The following is an 18,054-nucleotide window of genomic DNA, read 5'->3' as shown; positions in this document are numbered from 1 at the left end:
CTGGGAGGTCACAATGAACAAAGATCATCTCTGCCAGACTTTGCTCGCCGAGCGCGAGGCGTGGGAAGCATTGTTGACCGAGATCGGCGAAGGACGCATGGAGGTGCCGGGCGTCGTCGGCGTGTGGAGCGTCAAAGACCTGGTCGCACATTTGACCGCGTGGGAAAAACGACCCGCCGCGTGGCTCGCGGCGGCGCAGCGCGGCGACAAGCCGACACCCGCGCCCTGGTCGCGTGATTTGGACGAAGAGCAAGTGAACGCGTGGATTTATGAATCGAACAAATATCGAATGCTCGATGACGTGCTGGAGGAATCGCGCACTGTTTTCGATCAAATCATGCAAGGGCTTGAAGCGCTGACCCAGGAATCACTCAGCGACCCGCATCGCTTCGAGTGGCTGAATGGCATCGCGTTGATCGAAGCGATGCCAGGGAATACGTTTGAACACTATCGCGATCATGCGGAAATGATTCGGCAATGGCTCAATAGTAGACCGTCCTGACTCGGTGGTACGGTTGCATTCCTTCTAACGCCTGGCTCGCCTCCCACAAAATCCAGTCCACTTGAGTGCTCCGCAGAACGCGCCCGCGTTGTGCGAGCGCCTCGCGCAGAAACTCGACTGCCCAAATCATCGCCGCGCGAATTTCGATTTCCTCCGAACTCCCCGCCGCGAGTTCGCTCTGTGTGTCCACGCGTTCCGCGAGCGACGGCGCGTACTCGAGCACACCCCACGCGCGCAAAATCTGCGGCAGTTTGTAATCCGCGAACGCAGTGAGTACTTCGATGTTGTCGAACTCGCCCCAGTCGCGTCCGCCGAACGCGCCCCACAGATCGGCGACGAGGATTTGTGCGCGCTTGAATAGGCGCACTTCGTGATAATCGTACACGGTGATGTCGTTGAACGACGCGAAATTCTCTGCGATGATTTGCGCGAGCCGTGCCGCATCGCGCTCCGCGCACTCGACCAAACGCGCGGCTTGTCCTTCCCACAAGTTTTTTAGCACGGCGCCAAGTTCGCGCGCGTTGCGCCACCGTTCGGTGAACAGCGGAATCTCGCCGGCGCCGTTCAAAATGTCCGCGAGTTCTTGCGGTGTGATGCGCGCGAGGAATTCCGCGTCCAGAAAATCGGAATTGGTTTCCGCCGCGCGTTTGAGCGACGCGGCAAGCGCCCAGTAGCCATCGAGTGTGTCGCCGCGATATTCGACGCACCACTTGGGCTTGCCCCAGAAACAAAAATTCAGCGCGTCGAGCAGAAACAAATAATTGACGGTGCGCGGGGCGCCGTCGTGATAATGCCATTCGCGATTCCACGCGGGCGGCTCGACGTTTTTTTGTGCGAGCGTGTCCGCCGCGCGTTCAATCGCGCCGTGACTAATTTTCACTACCCGCGCGTGCTCGACGACGTAAGCAGTCGTGGCGAGCACGCCGAGCGGATCAGGACGCGATTGGAGAATCGCGGCGCAAGAGAGATTGGACATCGTTACGCGGTTTCTTCGCCAAAGGTGAATAGATCGCCGATGGACTCGCGCAAATAGTTGCGCCGAATGGCATCGCTAAAAACTGGCGCGGCAGAAATCACGTGGAGCTTGGCGATTTTTTTTTCGGGCGGAATGAGGACGGTATCGGTCGTCACAATTTCGGTGATTTGAGGCACGGCGTCAAATCGTTCGAGCGCCTGATGCACGAATACGCCATGCGTGCAAGCCACCCAAATATCTTGAATCCCCTGGTCGAGCAGCACCCGGCTGATTTCGAGAATCGAACCGCCCGTCGCAATTTCATCATCGTAGATCAACGCGCGATGGTATCCCTTGATTTGATTGCCGACAATTCCCGTGATCCGCACTGCGGTGTCGGAGATACGCTCCTTGTTGCCCGCCGCGATGGGCAATCGGAGTTCGGTGGCAAAACGCGCGGCGGATTTGGCTTGCCCCATGTCGGGCGCGACGACGATCGTACTGGAGAGATCGCGCGAAGCAAAGTGGTGTCTGAAAACGGGGCGGCACGTGAGGGGGTCGGTCGGGATACTGAAAAAACCATGAACCTGGGGTGAATGAAGCGCCATCGTCATGAGGTGCGTTGCCCCGGCGGTTTTGATCAGATCGGCGACCAAGCGCGCGGTGATGCAAATGCGCGGCGCATCTTTTTTGTCGGAACGCGCGAAAGAAAAATAGGGAATGATGGCGTGGACTTCGGTCGCGGCGGCGGCGCGTGCAATGTCCAACATCATCAACAATTCCATCAGATGATCGTTGACCGGCGGCGCAAGCGACTGGATGATGTAGACCTTGCGTGATCGCACGCTCGCGCCGAGTTGAATGTACAAATCGTCATTGCTAAAGCGCGAGATGTGCGTTTGATCGAGCGGGATGCCCAGGTGGCTGGCGATGGCAGCCGCCAGTGGGGGATTGGAATTTCCGCTGAAAAACCGGACTTGCGTTGGGTCAATGGATCCTTCGGACATACTGCTCCTGTGAGTTTAGTATTTAAGGAAAAAGATTACAGCGGTTTGGCGGCGAGGCGCTTGAGTCGCTCGCCCGCATCTTCCCACGTGATGGTCGTGAGTCCCAGTTTCTGACGAATGAGGTCGTCGGGCATGCCGCTTTCGAAATCGCGCAACGCGCAGGTCCAGCGCAAACTCTCGAACGAGACGGTGTCGCCCAGCCCGGACGTTTTCGCGAGATCGGCGAGCACGTACTCGAGGTTGCGCGCGGTGCATTCGAAGAGATGCTCTTTCGGCGCGTACTGCGCGCGATAACGCGCGAGCGAATCGGACAAGTCCAGCGGCAATTTGAGTTTGCGTTCCTTGAAACGTTTCTTTGCTTCCTCGTAACGAATGAACAGCACCGGTTGTTGCGGGTTCGAAAGATCAATGTCGCCGAGGCGCAGCGCGATCGTTTCGCTTTTCTTGATGCCGGTCGTCAGCAAAAGCGTGACGAGCAAGTACGGTCGCGCGTCGCTCTTTTCGGCATCGCGCGCGGCGCGCGCCGCGTCGAGCAAGCGCGTCACTTGGTCGGCGTAGAGTACTTGGGGCAGCGGCGGTGTGACCGGCTGGTGCGCGATTGGCGCGGCAGGGTCTTGTTGAATCATCTCGATGTGCTTGAGCCACGCGAAAAAAACTTTGAGCGTCGTCAAGCGCCGCTGGTACGATTTCGGACTGCACGGTACGCCGCGCTCATAACGCAACCAAGTGAGGTAACGATTCAACGTTTCGACGTTGATCTCGTTCAGCGCGATATTCGCGCCGACGTACTTGCGAAACAAATTGAGATCGCCGCCGAATGCTTGAATCGTGTACTTGGACAAACCTTGGCGAAGCATTTGCTCGTGATACGCGCCAATCGCCACGTTGAGCGACGAAGTCGGCGCGAGGGGCGCTGTTTCAGCGACGGGCTGTGCCTCGCGCGGTTCTTCGAGACGTTTTGGCTTTGCTCCAGGAGGAGGAAAAAGCGGGAGTTGTTCGTTTCGCATAGATAATTTCTACCACACTCCGGGCGCAGTGTCAAGACACAAAATAGTTTATGTTGAGCACAACCTTTACAGAAAACTATGTTTTTTGCGTATTTCTTGCAAATTGAGCGCCACAAGACGCCAAAAACAGATTGACAATTCACTGGAATGCCTTATACTGTGGCTATCAAAAACATCGGAAAATCAAGCATCTTTTCGATGTGACGAGGGAGGTGCGGGGAAGCAACTTCCGCAACGCTTTTTGCAAGTAAATTAGAAAATCCAGTCAAGGAGGAAAAAATGGCTGAACGAATGGGCAAGACCGAATTTGTGGGCGCGATTGCGGACAAGACCGGCGTCGCCAAGAAAGATGTGAAAGCCGTTCTCGACGCAATGAACGAAGTCGTGATGGGTGAACTCGGCAAGAATGGTCCCGGCGAAGCGGTGATTCCTGGTTTGCTAAAATTGAACGTCATCATCAAGCCAGCGGTACCGGAACGCGATGGGGTCAATCCCTTTACCAAACAACCGACCGTGTTCAAAGCCAAGCCGGAACGCCGACTCGTCAAGGCGCGCGTGCTCAAGGGTTTGAAAGACGCGATCGGCGGCGTGCCCGCGAAAAAAGCAGAGTCGGGAATGAGTGAGAGCGCGGGCTAAGAAACTATCCTGACATGGCGACATGATCGTGTGAATTTAGATGCGACGATGGACGCGTGGGAGTTTGTTCGCTCCCGCGCGTTTTTTTTTCGTAAACCCATTGATATTTTGGAAGAATCCTGTTAAAATGTTGTTGGTTGCGCGGTGAGTCGGGCGCGGCAGAATCAGGGCACAATGCCCACGAGGCACAAGGAGGAACCAATGGCGGACAGTGTCTACAAGGTCATCGAACTGATCGGCACGAGCACCGAGTCATGGGAAAAAGCGGCGGCGAACGCGATCAAGATGGCATCCAAATCGCTGCGTGATCTACGCATCGCCGAAATCGTGCAACTCGATATGCAGATCGAAGATGGCAAGGCGGTGACGTATCGCGCCAAAGTCAAAATCTCTTTCAAATACCATGGTGGCGAGTAGCCGCGCGCACCGGGATAAATTTAGGAGGGTCACAGCCCGCAAGCTGATTCGCGTGTGTGAATCAGCGCGGGTTGTTTTATTTTCCAATGAACACTGTATTCGAACCCCACACGCGCCCGCCGCTGTGGTACAGAGGCGCGCGCCTCGCGTTCATCGTTTTGGCACGCTGGTTGTTCAAGGTTCGGATTGTCGGTCGCGCGAATATCCCGCGCGGCAGTTACATCGTCGTCGCGAATCATCTGAGTTGGATTGATCCGTTTCTGCTGATGGTCGCGTTGCCCGCCGAACCACGCCTCTATTTCATTGGCGCGCAGCAGGCGATCAATCGCGACTGGAAAATGTGGTTGATGCGTCGCGTGGACATTTTGATTCCCTTCGAGCGCGGCGCGTTGTGGCTGGGTAAAGACCTGCTCAAGAAATCGTTCGACGTGTTGCAAAGCGGCGCGATCCTGGGAATTTTTCCGGAAGGCACGTTAGGATCGCGCGAGGGTGAGTTACTTGCTCTGCAACGCGGCATCGGTCATTTGTTGTTGCGGAATGGCGCGACGGTGTTGCCGGTCGCGTTGAGCGGCGCGCAAGAATTGTATCTGGGTAAACCGATTACGGTCACGATTGGTAAACCATTCGTTGTTGCGGTTGCCGGCTTGGATCGGCAGGCGGCGATTGCCGCTGCTATCGCGCAAGTTGAACGCGCGCTCCGCGCGATATTGCCGCCCTATGTCGAGCCGAACGTCCGCATCAAACGAATGCGCTTTTTGACAAACTTGCTTGGTTGACTATTTGCTTGTCTGACATATAATCATCTTGCCGCTTTGATCGCAGAGCAAGGTCTCGTTGTGCAATGAGGAGATGCATTGTTGCTTGGCAACGCAGAATAACAATCGCGTTTTACAGGAGAGTCGAATGCTCATCGCGCGGGTTGTCGGTACGGTCGTCTCCACGATGAAGGACGAAAAAATGGTCGGACGGAAATTGCTCATCGTCCGCGAAGTGACGGCGGAGAATGAAATCGTCGGTAAACCGCTCGTCGCGATTGACACGGTGGACGCCGGCGTCGGCGATGTCGTCCTCGTCGCGCAAGGCAGTTCCGCGCGCCAAACCTTTCTCACCAAAGACACGCCGACCGACGCGGTGATTATGGCGATTGTGGATACGCTCGAAGTGCAAGGCACGGTGACGTTTCGCAAAGGAAGTTGATGGCGGGCTGGAACGATCTCGGTAACATTTGGAACACGTTCAAAGAATTGGACGTGCGTCCGATTGCCGACGAAGCGGAGCGTCCCATCGTGCTCGCGTTCGTCGGCGCGGCGGGTGTGGGTAAGTCCACGTTGATCGCCGCGCTGCGCCACGATAAACGCGCGCGCGAAAAAGTGATCAGCCCCACGATGGAAGCCGATCTCCGCGTCGCGCCCGCCGCGCGCCTCGGCGATGCAGACCTGATTGTGTTGATGCTCGACGCGACCGCGCCAGATATTTCCGCCGAGACTGAACTGTACGCAAATCTGAAATCGGCGGGACGCGCTCTGCTGATCTTTTACAACAAGATGGACGCGTTGAGCGATGCGAGCGCGGTTGCCAATTCGTTGAATCAGTGGGTTGGCACGCGCATCGCGGTCGGTTCGGCGCTCGACCCCGATTCGCTCGCGACCGAGTTCGTTCCGCGCGTGATGGACGCGTTGCGTAGCCGACATCTCGCGCTTGCGCGGCACTATCCCTTGTTTCGCGATGCCGTCGCGCGCGCGCTTATCAACGATACGGCGTTCGCCAACGCGAGTTACGCGCTCGGCACCGGTTTCGCCGAAATCATTCCGGTGCTCGACGTGCCATTCAACATTGCCGACCTGGTTGTCTTAACGAAGAATCAAGCGATGATGGTGTACAAACTGGGTCTCGCGCTCGGTCGGTCTACGCGTTGGCAAGATCACATGGCGGAACTGGGTAGCGTCGTCGGCGCGGGATTTTTGTGGCGGCAAGCCGCGCGGCAACTCATCGGCTTGATTCCAGTGTGGGGCATCGTGCCCAAGGTGGCGATTGCGTACGCGGGTACATTCGCGGTCGGTGAGGCGGTGTTGTACTGGTATCACACCGGCAAAAAGATGACCGGCAACGATCTGCGCGCGGCGTACAACCACGCGTTGCGGCGCGGTAAAGAGATCGCGCAGAAATTGATCGAACGTGCGCCGCGACCCGGATTGCCAAAACTCAGGATGCCGCGCGTGACCTTTCCCGCGTTGCCCAAGCCACGCACGAAAAACGTCTGTCCAAACTGCGGCAAGAGAAATCCGCGCGAGGCGAGATTTTGCGCGTACTGCGCGACTGCATTGATTTCACCGTAATGATAATTCCAAATGCCGACAATGCCATTGTGGATATTCGTAAATTGCGCGATTATTGGACAGTGTAGCATGGCGACCGACAGGGGCGATTGAAATCGCCTTTGGTGGGCGTTCCGCCGGGCGTCCACCTACGTGGACGCGAAATTCGCCCGCGTAGGCGGGTGACCAGCCAACGGCTCACGCGGGGCAATTTCAATTGCCATTTTACCGGCGGGCATGCTACAGTCTCGATTATTGTCTTGACCTTAATCACGATGAAGGCAAACACAAAGCGCGTCTCTTCAGGGCGGCGTTTGGGATTACATCGGATAATGCTGCTGAATTACGCGAGATACTATTGCTAATCGTCAAGACGCACGATGCCCAATTAGGGCGGTGAGATGGATACGGTCAAAGATACGAAGTTGATTTCATGCTTGAGTGGCGCGGGAAGCGAGCGATGGTTCGGAGCGCGTGGATTATCGAGCGTGATTCAGATACTCCAAGATTGACCAGCTGTTACCCGTTGTGAAATCTGAGGTGACAAATGCCAAACGAGATTAAAATGCTTGACATAGTGGCGCTTACGGTTGATCTGCCAGAATATAATTTGTGGCGCGGACAAGTTGGCACAGTCGTGGAAATTCTCGCGGGAGGTGCCGCTTTTGAAATCGAATTCAGTGATCGTGATGGGCGAACCTTTGAATCGCTGGGTTTGCGCCCGGACCAGATCATGGTTCTGCGCTACGAACCACGACCAACTCCACCGATGTCTACCGCAATGCCGGCATAGTAGGCAAGTGCATGCCAACGCTACGTGATGCGTAAAACGTGAAACGTAATCCCAAATCCCAAAATCGCAAATCGCAAATCGAAAATCCAACATCCATTCACCAACTTCTGACATCCAAACCCAGGAGGTTTCCATGTCCACAGTTCCCCCCGAAATGATCGCGCTCGGCATGGTCGAGACACGTGGCTTGATCGGCTCGATTGAAGCCGCGGACGCGATGGTCAAAGCCGCGAACGTTAAACTCATTGGCAGTGAATACATCGGCGGTGGGTTCGTCACCGTGATGGTGCGCGGCGATGTCGGCGCGGTCAAAGCCGCGACCGATGCCGGCGCGGCGGCGGCGAAACGCGTCGGCGAACTCGTCAGCGTTCACGTGATCCCGCGCCCGCACGGCGATGTCGAAGCGATTCTACCGACAAGCAAGGGCGCGTTTGGCGGACGGAACGGCTAGCCGCGCGCTTGCGTGTTCGTAGTTGAGCACGCAGCAAAAAGCAAGATCGGAGGTGTGATGAAACAAGAATTACATCTCACCGACGCTAATCTCGCGCGCGATGCCAGTTTCATCGAGCAAGTCAAAGCCGCACTCTCGTTGCCAGCGGACGCGGAGTTAGAGTTGCAAAATATCGCGCGGGGCGCGGCAGGCGGCGCGGCAGTCCACTATGCCGTGACGCTACCCGTCGTCCTGACCGGCGCGGAATTTGGCGCGGCAAATGGCGTAAGCGTGGACGAGCGCGTATCGGCGACATTGAACTTTGATGCGCGCGGCGCGCTCGCTTCATCGCAAGTCAGCCCGGTAGACGAACGACATTTGCGTTTGGTCAAGGACAATGTGCGGAAACTGGCGGCGGCGGATGAAATATTTCTCGCGTCGCCGGGCGAAGCAGTGGATACCGATGCGTTGCGCGCCAAACGCCAACCGTGGTACGTGGAAACGGACGCGCACGCGCGCAAACGATTGAAACGCGCGTATATGGCATAGGCAAACTCTTGGAAGGAGGAGTCCAATGCAACCGCAGTCCATTAGCCCGGTCAACGTATTCACGAATGACCCGAATGCGCTAGGTCTTGGGCTAGAGCAAATTATACCGCCCAATGGCAAGTCACCTTTCGCGATTCCCGGTTGGACCGGCAGAGGCGGTTTATTCAATCCCGGCACGCCCGAATTCGAAGCCGGCGAATTGCACGTCGTCTTGACCAATACGTTTGCCGCCTGGGTTGATTTCTTCGGCGCGGATTTTCAATGGCAACCCAGGATCGCGCAATTGCCGATTGTCCCGCGCGCCGGCAAAGATTTCAACGCGTACTATGATCGCCGAGGACTCAAGTTCTTTTACAACACCGATCCCAAAACCAAGCAGGTGATGTACACGTGCGAGAGTTGCGACGTCGTCGCGCACGAATGCGGACACGCGATCCTCGACGCGCATCACCCCGACTACTGGGATTCGTTGTTGGGCGAAACCGGCGCATTCCACGAAGCGTTTGGCGATATGACCGCGTTGCTCGTCACGCTCGCCAATCCGCGCGTGCGCGCGGCGATGCTCGCGGAAAATGGCGGCGACCTCGCCAAGAGCAACGTGGTGTCGCGCCTCGCCGAACAACTCGCGCTGGGTTTGTTCGATTCAGGGTACGCCGAATCGGTTGTTTCGGCGAACGCGTTGCGCGATGCCGTCAACAAGTTCAAGTACAAAGACCCCGACATGTTGCCGGGTCGCGCGCCCGCCTCAAAACTCAGCTCCGAGTCGCACAGTTTCTCGCGCGTATTTTCCGGCGCGTTCTACGATTTGTTGATCGCGGTGTACGAGCAATTGCGAAATGCGAACGCGTCGCTCTCGCCCGATGCCGCACTCGCGCAAGCGCGCCGCGACGCCGGGCATTTGCTCGCGCAAGGATTGATTCTCGCGCCGCGCGGCGATGCCGCATTCAAGACGGTCGCGTCCGCAATGATTACGGCAGACCTGCAGAACAATCAGGGCAAGTACTTTGCCGCGTTGAAAAAAACGTTCGTCGCGCGGCGCGTGCTCAAAGCGTCGGAGGCAAACGCGTTGAAAAAATCGGCGGGCGCGGGGAAGACGGAGACGAGCTCGCTTGCCGGCACAGCGAGCGGCGCAATCGGGGTACCGCTCGCAATGGTGAGCACGGAAATGGGCGGTGAGTTGCCATCCAATGTGCGGCGCGAGTTGCGGGTCGCCAAGCGCGAGTTTCGCCTGGTGGATCAACAAACAAAGCACAATCAGATGAGGGTCTTGCATTACGCCGCGCCGCGAGAGGTCGCGTTGAAAGGCAAGGCGTTGGGCGTCGCGCAGGGCGCAGTCGTCACTGTGACGGACGCGGTCGCGGTGCAGGTGGATCGCGAGGGCAAGGTCGTTTCGGCTAATCAGCACAAAGTGGATCGCGGTCAGGAGCAACGCATTACCGATCACGTCGCGAAACTTGTCGAGCGCAATCGCGTGTACGCGGCGAAGGAAGGCGAGGAAGTTGACCCAGCCGCTTTAATCGAAAAGCGGCAACCGTACTATGTTGCGTACGACGCGCAAGGCACCAAGCGTATTCGTCGCGCGTTTATCGCGTGTTGCGAGTAAGGAACGTTCGCGGCAACGTTCCGTTGGGGGAACGAAACGGTGTTCGTTCCCGAGGGGAGATTCCAAAATGAATCGCGCGCGCTTGATTCCTGGGCTGATCTTGATCGTGCTCGGCATCGTGTTCATGTTGATGCAGTACTTTGAATTCGGTCCGGGTTTATTTCTCATCCTGCTGGGGTTTGTGTTTTTCATTCCCTACGCGTTGACGCGTAGTTACGGCTTGCTGATTCCTGGGTGCATTCTGGCAGGGCTTGGAATCGGCATGGTGTTCGAACGCGGTACGCAAACGGACATCACCGCGCCGTTGGGGCTGGGTGTGGGGTTCATCGCGATTTACGTGATTCACTTGATCGTTGCGCGCGCATCGCACTGGTGGCCCCTCATTCCGGGCGTAGTGCTGTTGCTCGTCGGCATCACGGCGGGCATACCGCAAGCGCAAACGCTGTTGGTCAAGGGAGGCATTCCGCTAATGTTGATCGTGATCGGGTTGGCGATTCTAGCGGGACAATTCGTCTTCCGACCCGGCGCTAAACGTGATGCTTGACGAAATCGCATGAAGGGATTGTTCGCGCGGCGCGGCGCGCAGTGGCTCTTGATCGCGATCCTGAGTCTGGGATTGGGTTTGCGGCTGTGGGGAATTAGTTTTGGACTGCCATACATGTACCATCCCGACGAAGGGGTGCCGGTCAAAATTGCGCTCCGTTTTCTGCAGACCGGCAATTTGAATCCGGAATTTTTCCATTGGCCCGCCCTGCTGTTTTACCTGAACGCGCTCGTGTATGGCGCGTTCTATCTTGTCGGTTGGCTCACCGGCAGATTCGCGCGACCGACCGATCTTGTTTATCCTGACTATGAAATGATGGCAGTCGGTCGAACGGATCTGCCGGAGATTTTTTTGTTGGGACGCGGACTGTCGGCGCTCATCGGCGTGTTGACAATCGTTCTAGTTTATTTAATCGGGCGCGAATGGCGCGGCGCTCGCGTCGCCGCGCTGATTGCGGCTACACTGATCGCGGTCGAAGCCACGAGTGTCAAGCACAGTCATTTTATCCGCCCCGATATCCTCGCGATTTTTTGTGCGCTGATCACCGCGTTATTCGCGCTCAAGGTCGCCGAAGAGCCGCGAATGAAAAATTACGCGCTTGCCGGCATTGGCATCGGCTTGACGACGGCGAGCAAGTACAACGGCGCGCTGATTTTTGTCGCGCTGGTCGCGGCGCATCTCTTGCGCTATGGTTGGCGCGGATTCGCACGCAAAGAAATCTATCTCGCCGGCGCGATGAGCGTCCTCACTTTTTTGTTGCTCAATCCATTCGTCATTCTCGATTGGCAACGCTTTGCCAAACTCGGACCTATGGATGACGCAAACATTTATGCGACCGGTCATCCCGGCGCGGAAGGCGATTCGTTCCAATGGTATAGGGGATTCTTGTTTGGCAACCTGGGTTGGCTCACGCCGCTTGCGCTTGCCGAGGCGTTATTGATTCTGCGCGCGCGGGATCACAAAGGGATTACGCTGCTGATTTTTCCGCTCATTTATTTTGTTTTCATCAGCCAGTTCACCGTCCATCACGATACGACGATTTTGCCGGTCGTTCCTTTTGTAATTATTTCCGCGGCGCATTTTCTCGCGCGCGCGTATGAATTTTCGTCGCAACGATTTCCGCGCTGGCGCGTCGGGCTGACCGCGTTGCTTGTGGTCGTTGTGGCGTGGTTGGGTTTGCCCTCTCTGCATGTGACTGTCGCGTCTGACGCGCGATTGTTGCAACCGGATGGACGCGAGCAGGCGCGTCGGTGGATTCACACCAACCTGTCGCGCGGTTCACGCATCGCGCTTGAAGCATACTCGCCCTATCTGGATCGCGATCGTTTTTTTGTGGACGGCTTTTATGGAATTCAAGATCACGCCCCGGAGTGGTACGTCGCGAACGGCTACGAGTATTTGATTTTCAGTCAAGGCGTGTATGCGCGTTATTTCGCCGAACCCGCGCGTTACACCGCGGAAATCAATCGCTACAACGCGCTCTTTGCGCGCTTTACCCCGATTGCGCGCTTTGATGACGGCGCGTACGAAATTAAAGTGTATGCGACCGGCGCAACCGCGCCAAGCACGCGCGTCGGCGTGCGTTTCGGCGAGTACGCCGATCTGGTCGAACTCGTTGGCTATGAAACACTGTCCTGGCGCGCGGGCGAACCATTGCGCGTTCAATTTTTTTGGCGCGCGCTCGGCGACAAACCAGAGCCATTCCAAGTTCAGCTACGCGTGTTGGACGCGCAGGATCGCGAGATCGCCAAAACACAACAAGATTTGTTTCAGGGCAAGGGCTGGCGCGCGGAAATGTTTGCTGATGTGTGGACGATTCCAGTTCCTGCCGATGCCGCGCCGGGAACGTATCGGCTGCAAGTGGATGTGATTTGGATGCGGTACAATTTTCAACTGCCGGTCAAAACCTGGAGCGGTCAAGCGCGCGAGGATCTCGTTTTGGAATCGTTTGAACTGCTCAACCGCGCAAGCGAATGAGTCGGGAGAAAAAACCATGGCATTTATCACCGAGCAAGAATTACGCGAACAGTGGCAAGAAGGCAAGGTCACGCGGTTTGAATTTCCCGCTGGCACGCGTTTTTCGCCGTCCGCGCACGATTTCATCAATCAATGGAAACTCCAGGTGTATGCGGGCGGCGAGTTGGTTACACAAGACACGCCGCGCGTTTCGCATTACTCGGAAGGTGGGCTGCCTTATCTCGACGACAAGCGCAAGTAAATCGTGAATCCCAACCTGGATACCTTGCTCGCGCAGACCGCGCGCGTGATGCGCGACGATGCGCCAGTCGCGTATCGCGGCGCAGTGCGCGTTGGCGTTGACCTTGGCACGGCGTACACCGTGCTCGTCGTGCTCGACGCGAACGATCAGCCGATTGCCGGCGCGTATCGTTTCGCGAATGTCGTGCGCGATGGTCTGGTCGTGGATTTCATCGGCGCGATTGATTTGTTGCGCGAAATGAAACGCGGCGTTGAAACGCGCCTGGGTTTTGAACTGACCCACGCGGCGACCGGCTATCCGCCCGGCGTGCCCCACGTCGAAGTGCGCGCGACCGCGAATGTCGTGCGCGCAGCGGGGTTCGATTGCACCGCCGAGACGGACGAGCCAACCGCGGCGAATGCAGTTCTGCAAATTCGCGATGGTGCGATTGTGGATGTCGGCGGTGGCACGACCGGCATCGCGATTGTGCGCGATGGCAACGTGGTGTACACGGCAGACGAAGCGACGGGCGGGACGCATTTTACACTCGTCGTCGCGGGCGCGTTGAATATCGCGTTCGAGGACGCGGAGAAAATCAAAACGGATTCGCGCGAGCACGACCGGCTTTTTCCGATCGTGCGCCCGGTGATGGAAAAAGTTGGCACGATTGTCGCGCGCCATATTCGCACGCAAAACGTCGCAGCGATTTATCTCGTCGGCGGTACGGCGAATTTCAAAGGGATCGCGTCCGTCGTCGAGCAGGTGACCGGCGTGCGGACGCGTGTGCCGGGACAACCGCTCTTTGTCACGCCGCTCGGCATCGCGATGAACGACCGTTGATGCGTGGTCGGCGTGGTGTAATTCGCCTCGCATTGGTGAGTGTGGTAAAATAGGTCCAGCATTTTTCTGGAGGCAACATGGCAGACAAATTTGAACTGCGTTGTTACGCGTATCTGGATCGCATGCAACCGCAGTACGCGGCATTCGTCGGCACGATCACACAAGGTGATTTGCCGGTGCAAGGTATGGCGGATCTCTACATCGAGGTCGCGCCCGGCAACGAAGTGTTTCGTCTCGTGGATATCGCGGTCAAGGCGACGCGCGCAAAACCGGGCGCGCAACTCGTCGAGCGCGAATTCGGCATGTTCGAGATTCACTCGAACGACCAAGCCGAAGTGCTCGAAGCCGGCAAGATTGTCCTGGATCGGCTCGGCTTGAAGATTGCGGATCGCAAAAAACCAGAGATCGCTTCGGTGCAGGTCATTACGAATGTGGATCCGTACCAGGTGCAACTGCTCAATCGTTTTCGGCGCGGCGCGATGTTGGTCGCGGCTGAGACGTTGTTCATTCTCGAATGCGCGCCCGCGGCGTATATCAACCTCGCGGCAAACGAAGCGGAAAAATACGCGAACATCAAAATCATTCACATCTCATCGGTCGGGCGATTCGGTCGGATGTGGTTGTCGGGCACGGAAGCCGAAGTGCTCGCGGCGAAACAGGCTGCCGTGCGCGCACTCGAATCCATTGAAGGCGTGTAGAACAGAATTCAGAATTCAGAATTCAGTAGTCAGAAGAGGTTCGGATGGCGAAGACGATTTACACCGAACGTGATGTGGAAGACCTAGCAAAGCGCGGCGTCAAAGAAATCGCGGTGACGGATGAAGTGGTTCTCACCGATGTCGCGCGCGAGCGCGCCGAAAAACTGGGTGTGGTATTGCGTGTCTCAACCGCATCGGTGTCTGGAATCGCAACTGCGACTGCGTCCGCGTCGGTTGCGCCGCGCGTGGACACAGAGCAAGTCATCAATCAAGTGAAAGCCGAAGTGATCGCGAAACTGGGCGCGAGCGCGGATGCCGCGTTGATTGATCGGATCGTGCGGCGCGTTGTGAGCCAGTTGAAATGATTCTGGGTCAAGTGGTCGGCGAAGTGATCGCCACAATCAAAGACGAAGCGGTGCACGGGCGCAAGTTGCTCATCACGCAGTTGCTCAATCACAAACGCGAACCGATTGGGCGTCCCCAGGTCGCGCTTGAAGTTGTCCACGCGGGCATCGGCGATTTTGTGTTTCTCGTCCGCGCGCGTGACGCGTCATTCGCAGTCGTTCCCAACGCGCCAGCAGACCTGGCGATTGTCGGTGTGATTGACCACATTGACACGATTGATCCGGGAAATCTAGAATTGCCGTTTGGATATTCTCAATTCACGTAAATAGTAATTGGTAAGTGGTAATTACCACATACCAATTACCAATTACCATTATGCTAATAGCCAAAGTCATCGGCACGGTCGTTTCGACAGTTAAACATCCGGCATACCACGCGCAGAAAATCATGCTCGTGCAGCCGTTGCATTTGCCCGGCGAAAAACCGGACGATGCGCTCATCGCGGTTGACCTCGCGCAGTCCGGCGTTGGCGATGTGGTGTTGGTGTGCCAGGAGGGCGGCTCGACGCGACAGATTATCGGCATAAAAGATCAGCCCGTGCGCTCTTCGATTGTGGGCGTGATTGATTCGGTGAGTTTGCAAAAGTGAGGAATCAGAAATGGCTTATTATCTTGATTTGTTTTCTCCCGAAACCTACGAGGCGTTCACAAAATCAAAGAGAGAAGTTTCTGGTTTTCGCGTTCGCCAACAGAATGCCGCAAATAGGGTACATCCAGGCGACAGGTTAGTTTGCTACATGACCAAGCTTTCTCGTTGGGTTGGAATCCTCGAAGTGATGAGCACATGCTTTAGAGATGAAGCTCCGCTCTTTTACGAAAAGGATGATCCGTTCATAATCCGTTTCAAAGTCAAACCGCTTGTTTGGCTATCAAAAGAAAAATCCATTCCGATGCGTGATGAAAGAATCTGGCGAGCAATATCTTTTACCCGGAATTATGAACCAGATTACTCATACTGGACTGGGAAATTTCGTAACAGTCTGAATCAGCTCTCTGAAGAAGATGGACGGTTTCTTGAGAAATTCCTTTTGAGGCAGGCGAGCGACGGTGGGGAAACATTTGAAGTTGACGAAGACGAGTATAAAAAAATTCTCTCGCACGAAGTGCGTAGAATTGATAGAACAATAACGGTTTCAGTACCCCAAGATTCTGAAACTCTACCTGACACTGTTCCAGTTGCTGAAGTTAGAGAATCAATCAAGATACAGGCTTTGCTGGCAAAGATCGGTGCTCATATGGGGATGAGAATTTGGATACCGCGTGGTGATAGAAATGCGGTGATTTCGGAATGGGCTGATGAAGATCGTCCACTGTTGGATGTTTTGCCTCTCAACTACGATGAGACTACGCTCAAAACAATTGAGCAAATAGATGTTCTTTGGCTAAGAGGTCGAGCGATTCTCCGTGCATTTGAAATAGAACACACAACCTCGGTCTATTCTGGTATTCTTCGCATGGCTGATTTGTTGGCGTTACAACCCAACATGGACATCAAATTGCATATCGTTGCGCCAAGCGAAAGGCGCGAAAAGGTTTTTCAAGAACTTCGTCGCCCGGTCTTTTCTCTACTCGACAAAGGACCTTTATATGAAAGTTGTACATTCCTCCCGTATGACAGTGTGCGTGATTTAGCGATGGAACGTCACTTGGCTCACTTGTCGGATAGTGTGCTTGATGAATATTCCGAGTATGCAGAGTGAGTGGTTATTTGTGCTCTTGGAGGCACGATGTCCGAACTAACCGAACGCGATATCAATAACATTGTCCAGTACGTCATCGCCGAATTGCAAGGCAAGCGCGGCGACGCGAGCGCACTCGGCTCTGGCGGAATTTTCCAGGACGTGACGAGCGCGGTCAACGCGGCGTCGCGCGCGCAGAAAATGTGGATCGCGCTTCCGCTTGAGAAACGCAAAGAAGTCATCGCGCATGTGCGCGAACGTTTGGGCGAGCACGCCCAAGTGCTCGCGTGGTCGGCGTGGCGCGAGACCGGGCTGGGTCGCTACGAAGACAAGATCGAAAAGAATCTGCTCAACATTAACAAAGTGCCGGGCATCGAAGACCTCGAACCGATGGCGTGGAGCGGCGATCGCGGCTTGGCGTTGGTCGAACGCGCACCCTTTGGCGTGTGCGGCTCGATCACCCCGGTCACGAATCCTACCGCGACGGTCATCGGTAATTCCATCGCGATGATCGCGGGCGGCAATTCGGTCGTCTTTAATCCGCATCCGAGCGCGAAGGAATGTTCCGCACGCGCGATTGCGATCCTCAATCAAGCCGTCATCGAAGCGGGCGGTCCCGCGAATCTCGTTGCCGGTATCGCGAATCCTACTATCGAAAGTGCGCAAGAGTTGATGAAACATCCTGGGACGCGCTTGACTCTTGTCACCGGCGGCGAAGCGGTTGTGCATGTCGCGCTCTTGTCCGGCAAGCGCGCGATCTGCGCCGGTCCGGGCAATCCGCCGGTCGTCGTGGATGAAACCGCCGACCTCGACGAAGCCGCGCGCGGCATTATCAAAGGCGCGTCGTTCGATAACAACATCATTTGCACCGACGAGAAAAATATCATCGCGGTGGACGCGATTGCGGACCGCTTGCTTGCCGCGTTGCGCGGGTTGGGTTGTCGCATCTTGACACAGGATGAACTCGCGCGCCTCGAAAAAGTGATTTTCTCCGAACCGGTCAAGCCGGGCAAATCAACTGGGTTGAATAAAAAACTCATCGGACAAAATCCATCGGTCATTCTGAAGGAGATTGGCGTCACCGTGGGCGACGAAGTGCGGCTCGCGATTGCCGAGGTGCCGCGCGAGCATACGCTCGTGTGGACCGAACAGATGATGCCGATCATTCCGTTCGTGCGCGTGCCCAATGCCGATGACGCGATTGATTTTGCGATCGCGGTCGAAGGCGGACGCCGGCACACCGCGGTGATTTACTCGCGCCATCTCGATCACCTGAGTCGCTATGCTAAAGAAGCGGACGTTTCGATTTTTGTCAAGAACGGTCCCAATCTCGCGGGGCTGGGTTACGGCGGCGAAGGATTTTGTTCGTTCTCGATTGCGGGGACGACCGGCGAAGGCATGACGCGCCCGCGCACCTTTACGCGCGAGCGCCGCTGTGTGTTGGTGGACGCGTTTCGAATTGTTTAACCATCTTGGCG

23 protein-coding genes are annotated in these 18,054 nt (G+C 56.3%); 20 read left to right on the top strand and 3 right to left on the bottom strand.

The genetic code is table 11. The features are described from left to right. The first annotated feature begins 13 nt into the window (after positions 1 to 13). A complete protein-coding gene (locus tag HY868_20515; GenBank protein MBI5304529.1) occupies positions 14 to 502 on the top strand; it encodes a ClbS/DfsB family four-helix bundle protein in 489 nt (162 codons plus the stop codon). Here the strand turns inward: HY868_20515 and HY868_20510 are convergent. The 3 genes from HY868_20510 to HY868_20500 are packed head-to-tail and all read right to left on the bottom strand — an operon-like array spanning position 483 to position 3,471. Beyond that, positions 483 to 1,478 (bottom strand): hypothetical protein, encoded by a 996-nt coding sequence (locus tag HY868_20510; protein ID MBI5304528.1) that lies wholly within the window; start codon positions 1,476 to 1,478, stop codon positions 483 to 485. The genes HY868_20515 and HY868_20510 overlap by 20 nt on opposite strands. Positions 1,479 to 1,480: 2 nt before the next feature. Further along, positions 1,481 to 2,464 (bottom strand): ribose-phosphate pyrophosphokinase, encoded by a 984-nt coding sequence (locus HY868_20505; protein ID MBI5304527.1) that lies wholly within the window; start codon positions 2,462 to 2,464, stop codon positions 1,481 to 1,483. 35 nt (positions 2,465 to 2,499) lie between these two features. After that, entirely contained in the window at positions 2,500 to 3,471 is a 972-nt protein-coding gene (locus HY868_20500; GenBank protein ID MBI5304526.1) for a tyrosine-type recombinase/integrase, read from the bottom strand. A 279-nt stretch (positions 3,472 to 3,750) separates the two neighbouring features. Between HY868_20500 and HY868_20495 the strand changes: the two genes are divergently transcribed. The 19 genes from HY868_20495 to HY868_20405 all read left to right on the top strand — a co-directional run bounded on the left by HY868_20495 (position 3,751) and on the right by HY868_20405 (position 18,043). Then, a complete protein-coding gene (locus tag HY868_20495) occupies positions 3,751 to 4,107 on the top strand; it encodes an HU family DNA-binding protein (protein MBI5304525.1) in 357 nt (118 codons plus the stop codon). A gap of 201 nt (positions 4,108 to 4,308) precedes the next feature. Beyond that, positions 4,309 to 4,524 (top strand): dodecin domain-containing protein, encoded by a 216-nt coding sequence (locus HY868_20490; protein MBI5304524.1) that lies wholly within the window; start codon positions 4,309 to 4,311, stop codon positions 4,522 to 4,524. A gap of 86 nt (positions 4,525 to 4,610) precedes the next feature. Further along, complete coding sequence (locus HY868_20485) at positions 4,611 to 5,300, top strand: 1-acyl-sn-glycerol-3-phosphate acyltransferase (GenBank protein MBI5304523.1); 690 nt, start codon at positions 4,611 to 4,613, stop codon at positions 5,298 to 5,300. Between the two features lie 127 nt (positions 5,301 to 5,427). Continuing rightward, on the top strand, positions 5,428 to 5,721 hold the full coding sequence (locus tag HY868_20480; protein MBI5304522.1) for a EutN/CcmL family microcompartment protein: 294 nt from the start codon (positions 5,428 to 5,430) through the stop codon (positions 5,719 to 5,721). Beyond that, entirely contained in the window at positions 5,721 to 6,860 is a 1,140-nt protein-coding gene (locus HY868_20475; GenBank protein MBI5304521.1) for a zinc-ribbon domain-containing protein, read from the top strand. Before HY868_20480 ends, HY868_20475 begins: the two co-directional genes overlap by 1 nt. A gap of 526 nt (positions 6,861 to 7,386) precedes the next feature. Continuing rightward, complete coding sequence (locus HY868_20470) at positions 7,387 to 7,632, top strand: DUF4926 domain-containing protein (protein MBI5304520.1); 246 nt, start codon at positions 7,387 to 7,389, stop codon at positions 7,630 to 7,632. Between the two features lie 133 nt (positions 7,633 to 7,765). After that, a complete protein-coding gene (eutM, locus tag HY868_20465) occupies positions 7,766 to 8,083 on the top strand; it encodes an ethanolamine utilization microcompartment protein EutM (GenBank protein MBI5304519.1) in 318 nt (105 codons plus the stop codon). 57 nt (positions 8,084 to 8,140) lie between these two features. After that, positions 8,141 to 8,611: a hypothetical protein gene (locus HY868_20460; GenBank protein ID MBI5304518.1), complete on the top strand. Its 471-nt coding sequence runs from the start codon at positions 8,141 to 8,143 to the stop codon at positions 8,609 to 8,611. Between the two features lie 25 nt (positions 8,612 to 8,636). Continuing rightward, positions 8,637 to 10,214, top strand: coding sequence for a hypothetical protein (locus tag HY868_20455; protein MBI5304517.1), 1,578 nt, complete (start codon positions 8,637 to 8,639; stop codon positions 10,212 to 10,214). Positions 10,215 to 10,281: 67 nt separating this feature from the next. Beyond that, complete coding sequence (locus HY868_20450) at positions 10,282 to 10,758, top strand: hypothetical protein (GenBank protein MBI5304516.1); 477 nt, start codon at positions 10,282 to 10,284, stop codon at positions 10,756 to 10,758. Positions 10,759 to 10,767: 9 nt separating this feature from the next. Beyond that, entirely contained in the window at positions 10,768 to 12,735 is a 1,968-nt protein-coding gene (locus HY868_20445) for a glycosyltransferase family 39 protein (protein MBI5304515.1), read from the top strand. 16 nt (positions 12,736 to 12,751) lie between these two features. Then, a complete protein-coding gene (locus tag HY868_20440; GenBank protein ID MBI5304514.1) occupies positions 12,752 to 12,976 on the top strand; it encodes a hypothetical protein in 225 nt (74 codons plus the stop codon). A gap of 48 nt (positions 12,977 to 13,024) precedes the next feature. Further along, positions 13,025 to 13,795, top strand: a complete 771-nt coding sequence (gene eutJ / locus HY868_20435) for an ethanolamine utilization protein EutJ (GenBank protein ID MBI5304513.1) — start codon at positions 13,025 to 13,027, stop codon at positions 13,793 to 13,795. A 77-nt stretch (positions 13,796 to 13,872) separates the two neighbouring features. Beyond that, a complete protein-coding gene (locus tag HY868_20430) occupies positions 13,873 to 14,493 on the top strand; it encodes a hypothetical protein (GenBank protein ID MBI5304512.1) in 621 nt (206 codons plus the stop codon). A 44-nt stretch (positions 14,494 to 14,537) separates the two neighbouring features. Further along, complete coding sequence (locus HY868_20425; GenBank protein ID MBI5304511.1) at positions 14,538 to 14,858, top strand: hypothetical protein; 321 nt, start codon at positions 14,538 to 14,540, stop codon at positions 14,856 to 14,858. Beyond that, positions 14,855 to 15,163, top strand: coding sequence for a EutN/CcmL family microcompartment protein (locus HY868_20420; protein ID MBI5304510.1), 309 nt, complete (start codon positions 14,855 to 14,857; stop codon positions 15,161 to 15,163). The genes HY868_20425 and HY868_20420 overlap by 4 nt, the downstream gene beginning before the upstream one ends. Before the next feature lie 50 nt (positions 15,164 to 15,213). Beyond that, complete coding sequence (locus tag HY868_20415) at positions 15,214 to 15,486, top strand: EutN/CcmL family microcompartment protein (GenBank protein MBI5304509.1); 273 nt, start codon at positions 15,214 to 15,216, stop codon at positions 15,484 to 15,486. 10 nt (positions 15,487 to 15,496) lie between these two features. Further along, positions 15,497 to 16,597: an EVE domain-containing protein gene (locus HY868_20410; protein ID MBI5304508.1), complete on the top strand. Its 1,101-nt coding sequence runs from the start codon at positions 15,497 to 15,499 to the stop codon at positions 16,595 to 16,597. A 27-nt stretch (positions 16,598 to 16,624) separates the two neighbouring features. After that, the gene (locus HY868_20405) at positions 16,625 to 18,043 is read left to right on the top strand and encodes an aldehyde dehydrogenase EutE (GenBank protein MBI5304507.1); all 1,419 of its coding nucleotides are present in this window, start codon (positions 16,625 to 16,627) and stop codon (positions 18,041 to 18,043) included. Positions 18,044 to 18,054 lie beyond the last annotated feature (11 nt).

The organism is Chloroflexota bacterium (genome assembly GCA_016219275.1).
Classification (GTDB): domain Bacteria; phylum Chloroflexota; class Anaerolineae; order UBA4142; family UBA4142; genus JACRBM01.
Note: the sequence above shows the minus strand (reverse complement) of the source record. Positions and strands in the feature narration are given on the sequence as shown.

Coding starts and splice junctions, on each gene's coding strand:
- HY868_20505 (MBI5304527.1), bottom strand. CDS start 2,464: ATGTCCGAAGGATCCATTGACCCAACGCAAGTCCGGTTTTTCAGCGGA.
- HY868_20500 (MBI5304526.1), bottom strand. CDS start 3,471: ATGCGAAACGAACAACTCCCGCTTTTTCCTCCTCCTGGAGCAAAGCCA.
- HY868_20445 (MBI5304515.1), top strand. CDS start 10,768: ATGAAGGGATTGTTCGCGCGGCGCGGCGCGCAGTGGCTCTTGATCGCG.
- HY868_20510 (MBI5304528.1), bottom strand. CDS start 1,478: ATGTCCAATCTCTCTTGCGCCGCGATTCTCCAATCGCGTCCTGATCCG.
- eutJ (MBI5304513.1), top strand. CDS start 13,025: ATGCGCGACGATGCGCCAGTCGCGTATCGCGGCGCAGTGCGCGTTGGC.
- HY868_20450 (MBI5304516.1), top strand. CDS start 10,282: ATGAATCGCGCGCGCTTGATTCCTGGGCTGATCTTGATCGTGCTCGGC.
- HY868_20430 (MBI5304512.1), top strand. CDS start 13,873: ATGGCAGACAAATTTGAACTGCGTTGTTACGCGTATCTGGATCGCATG.
- eutM (MBI5304519.1), top strand. CDS start 7,766: ATGTCCACAGTTCCCCCCGAAATGATCGCGCTCGGCATGGTCGAGACA.
- HY868_20485 (MBI5304523.1), top strand. CDS start 4,611: ATGAACACTGTATTCGAACCCCACACGCGCCCGCCGCTGTGGTACAGA.
- HY868_20440 (MBI5304514.1), top strand. CDS start 12,752: ATGGCATTTATCACCGAGCAAGAATTACGCGAACAGTGGCAAGAAGGC.
- HY868_20405 (MBI5304507.1), top strand. CDS start 16,625: ATGTCCGAACTAACCGAACGCGATATCAATAACATTGTCCAGTACGTC.
- HY868_20455 (MBI5304517.1), top strand. CDS start 8,637: ATGCAACCGCAGTCCATTAGCCCGGTCAACGTATTCACGAATGACCCG.
- HY868_20470 (MBI5304520.1), top strand. CDS start 7,387: ATGCCAAACGAGATTAAAATGCTTGACATAGTGGCGCTTACGGTTGAT.
- HY868_20515 (MBI5304529.1), top strand. CDS start 14: ATGAACAAAGATCATCTCTGCCAGACTTTGCTCGCCGAGCGCGAGGCG.
- HY868_20490 (MBI5304524.1), top strand. CDS start 4,309: ATGGCGGACAGTGTCTACAAGGTCATCGAACTGATCGGCACGAGCACC.
- HY868_20460 (MBI5304518.1), top strand. CDS start 8,141: ATGAAACAAGAATTACATCTCACCGACGCTAATCTCGCGCGCGATGCC.
- HY868_20425 (MBI5304511.1), top strand. CDS start 14,538: ATGGCGAAGACGATTTACACCGAACGTGATGTGGAAGACCTAGCAAAG.
- HY868_20480 (MBI5304522.1), top strand. CDS start 5,428: ATGCTCATCGCGCGGGTTGTCGGTACGGTCGTCTCCACGATGAAGGAC.
- HY868_20420 (MBI5304510.1), top strand. CDS start 14,855: ATGATTCTGGGTCAAGTGGTCGGCGAAGTGATCGCCACAATCAAAGAC.
- HY868_20415 (MBI5304509.1), top strand. CDS start 15,214: ATGCTAATAGCCAAAGTCATCGGCACGGTCGTTTCGACAGTTAAACAT.
- HY868_20495 (MBI5304525.1), top strand. CDS start 3,751: ATGGCTGAACGAATGGGCAAGACCGAATTTGTGGGCGCGATTGCGGAC.
- HY868_20410 (MBI5304508.1), top strand. CDS start 15,497: ATGGCTTATTATCTTGATTTGTTTTCTCCCGAAACCTACGAGGCGTTC.
- HY868_20475 (MBI5304521.1), top strand. CDS start 5,721: ATGGCGGGCTGGAACGATCTCGGTAACATTTGGAACACGTTCAAAGAA.